The 3,394-nt window shown below is 46.6% G+C and carries 3 protein-coding genes and 1 pseudogene; all 4 read left to right on the top strand.

What is annotated here, in order from left to right; translation table 11 throughout:
* Positions 1-597, top strand: a 597-nt coding sequence (locus ACTXGO_RS11390; RefSeq protein ID WP_443574568.1) for a c-type cytochrome, incomplete at its 5' end; no start/stop codon positions are given.
* A gap of 23 nt (positions 598-620) precedes the next feature.
* Positions 621-1,253, top strand: a complete 633-nt coding sequence (locus ACTXGO_RS11385) for a DUF411 domain-containing protein (protein ID WP_443574570.1) — start codon at positions 621-623, stop codon at positions 1,251-1,253.
* 70 nt (positions 1,254-1,323) lie between these two features.
* Positions 1,324-3,021 carry a copper resistance system multicopper oxidase gene (locus ACTXGO_RS11380; protein WP_443574566.1) on the top strand — a complete coding sequence of 566 codons (1,698 nt, stop codon included), beginning with the start codon at positions 1,324-1,326 and terminating at the stop codon, positions 3,019-3,021.
* A gap of 25 nt (positions 3,022-3,046) precedes the next feature.
* Positions 3,047-3,394, top strand: a pseudogene (locus ACTXGO_RS11375) (copper resistance protein B); the annotation flags it as partial.

Genomic DNA, 3,394 nt, shown 5'->3' with positions numbered 1-3,394 from the left:
TTTTTACTCGGTATGCTCGCGTCCATTGTTATAGCGCTCGTTGCTATTTTTATCGTTGTTAATACGGGTGTGATCAACATCGGTGCTGATCAAGCACATAGTAAGCTGGTCTATACTATATTGGAGACGACTCGCAGTCGCTCTATCGAGAACGCCAGTCGAGATATCGTCGTCCCAAATTTAGATAAGGTGGAGATGATCAGCTCAGGCGGCGCCGATTACAAAGATATGTGCGCCGGTTGTCATTTGTCTCCTGATGCGGCTCAAACTGACCTGAGCGCTGGGTTGTACCCCAAGCCGCCTAACTTTACTGATGCCAAAGTCGTTGCTCACTATCAGACGCAGATAGGTGCCAGACAAGGGTTTTGGGCGATCAAGCACGGCATCATGGCATCTGGCATGCCAGCATGGGGCGCCACTCACGATGACGATAGAATGTGGGCGATGATGGCTTTTATCAGATCCTTACCTGAGCTAAATGCCAACCAATATACGATGCTGACTACTAGATTCGATGATGAGATGATGGATATGTCGTTCGATAATGATGTTAATAGCGAGATGATGGATATGTCAGATGATGAGATGCAACACTAACTACCATAAGATGAGAGGTAATGATGACACCCTATAACCGTAAATTATCTGTGAATCCTAGTAAGTGGTTTGGATCGCTGGTCTTGTCGGTCGCAGCGTCAACGCTAGTGGCTTGTAGCGAGCCCGATGTAAATGCTACTGATGTGACATTAGCAACTGAGCCATCTACTGTCACCCAATCCGCGCAATCACAGCAGCCAAAAGCTCAGATAATGCCTGTCAGCGCACCCTCAACGAGTCAGTCTAGCATTTTACAAAACGTCTCAGCGACCGTTTATAAAGACGCCAATTGTGGCTGCTGTAAAGAGTGGATAGGTCATGCTAAAGGTCATGGGTTGAGCGCAACCGCGCACGATGTCGATGATTTATCTCTATTTAAAGACCGCTATAGCGTCCCGCAGCAAATGCGCTCTTGTCATACCACTGTCACCACTGACGGTTATGTGTTTGAAGGTCATATCCCTGCCAAATATATGGCACAGTTTTTGGCTAAGCCGCCAAGCGATGCCATTGGTCTTGCGGTACCGAGCATGCCAGTGGGTAGCCCTGGTATGGAATATCAAGATAAATTCATGCCGTACAAAGTTATGCAACTCAATAAAGACGGCACCTCAGAGATATACGCCGCTATTGAGTCACCAGCGCAGCAGCTGTAGCTTTGGTTTAAGCAGTGAATAAGTCTCAGTTGTAGGCTGGGTTTTTAACAAGATAAATTAGGTCAACATTATGAATAAGAATATGCTTAACCGTAGGCGTTTTTTGACAGGGTCATCTACCTTGCTCGGAGCGTCCATGCTATCGACGCTGCCGACAATAGCCAATAGTGCATTGGGCAAAAATCAGAAAGTTGTCGTCAACAGCGATAAACCTGATCACAAGGTACCTATACTTACGGGTAACGAGTTCGACCTATACGTCAGTGAAAAAATGATTACCGTTAATGGTAAATCAAGTATGGCGACGCTTATTAATGACTCACTACCAGGGCCTACGCTCAAAATGCAAGAGGGCGATACCGTCGTCATCCGCGTCCATAATCAGCTCAATGAATCCACCTCTATTCATTGGCATGGCCTGCTCGTACCTTATGAGATGGATGGCGTGCCCGGCATTAGTTTTGATGGTATTCCCGCCAAGAGCACCTTTACTTATAAATTCAAACTAACGCAGTCAGGTACTTATTGGTATCACTCGCATTCAGGCTTTCAAGAGCAAACGGGTATGCGCGGCGCTATTGTCATTGAGCCAAAAGGCGCGGAGCGTTATCCTGTAGCGGAAGATCACGTTATCTTGCTCAGTGATTGGACGCACCGTGATCCGTATAATTTATTGAAACTATTAAAGCTGCGCGCAGACTTTGATAATTATCACCTGCCAGACTTCAAAAAACTCTTATCCGATATCGCCGCCACGGATTTAGAGGCCGCTTTTGATAAGCGCAAAATGTGGAATCAGATGCGCATGATGCCGACTGATTTTACAGACTTGTCGGGCGAGACTACCTTTACTTATCTGATGAACGGTAAGACCACAGCGGCTAACTGGACGCAACGGGTTAAAGCGGGTCAGCAAGTCAAACTACGTTTTATTAATGGTTCCGCGCAGACGATATTTGATGTGCGCATACCGGGTCTCAAGATGAAAGTTGTCTCGACCGATGGTAATGATGTATCCCCTGTCGATGTTGATGATTTTCGTATTGGCGTGGCTGAGACTTATGATGTCATCGTCACACCTACTCAGGACGCGCACACGATATTTGCCCAAAACATTGATCGGTCAGGTTTTGTTGCCACTACCCTTGCAACCAAAAAAAGCGCTCGCGCCGCTATTCCAAAGATGGACGGTATCGAATGGCTCACCATGGCCGATATGATGGGTGCGATGGGCGATAAGGGTTATAAAGCAAAACATGCCAAGACCGAGTATGACTTTAAGTCTGATATGCGCGTCGATAGCCCGCGAATGAACCTTGACGACCCCGGTATCAATCTGCGTGAGATTAATCGTAAAGTTTTGACTTATGACCAATTACGCTCTGTTGATAATCAGGTACTTGCCGAGCAGCGCAAACCCACTCGAGAGATTGAGATCCATCTTACAGGCAATATGGAGCGTTATATCTGGGCTATGGATGGGGTGATGTTTAAGGATGCACCGCCAGTCAATATCAGGCCAGGTGAGCGCGTTCGCATTACCTTAGTCAATGACACTATGATGAATCATCCGATGCATCTGCATGGTATGTGGAGCGATCTGCGCGCGCCTAATGGCGACTTTCAAGTCCGTAAGCATACGATAATGGTTCAGCCTGCGCAAAAGATAAGCTTCGATGTCACAGGAGAAGCGGGACGGTGGGCTTGGCATTGCCATTTGCTTTATCACATGGAAGCTGGGATGTTTAGAGAAGTTGCCGTTGTTTAATGAATTGTAGTATATGAGGCTTATTATGAAAAAAGTTAAAAGCAGTCTGCCATTCATTGGAGTGTCATCGCTAGTATTATTAACATCAGCATTGGTATCTTCATTGGCGACGGCTGCTGAAATGGATCACAGCAGCATGGATATGTCAGATATGGATCATAGTGGCATGGATATGTCGGGCGATATGTCAGGTATGGATCACAGCAGCATGGATATGTCTGGTATGGATCATAGCACTATGGATCATAGCGGCATGGATATGGGTCATAGTGGCATGGACATGTCAGGCGATATGTCAGATATGGGTCATAGTGGCATGGATATGTCGGGCGATATGTCAGATATGGATCACAGTGGCATGGATATGTCGGGC

The organism is Psychrobacter sp. T6-1 (assembly GCF_052258445.1).
This window is presented reverse-complemented; position numbering and strand designations above follow the sequence as displayed.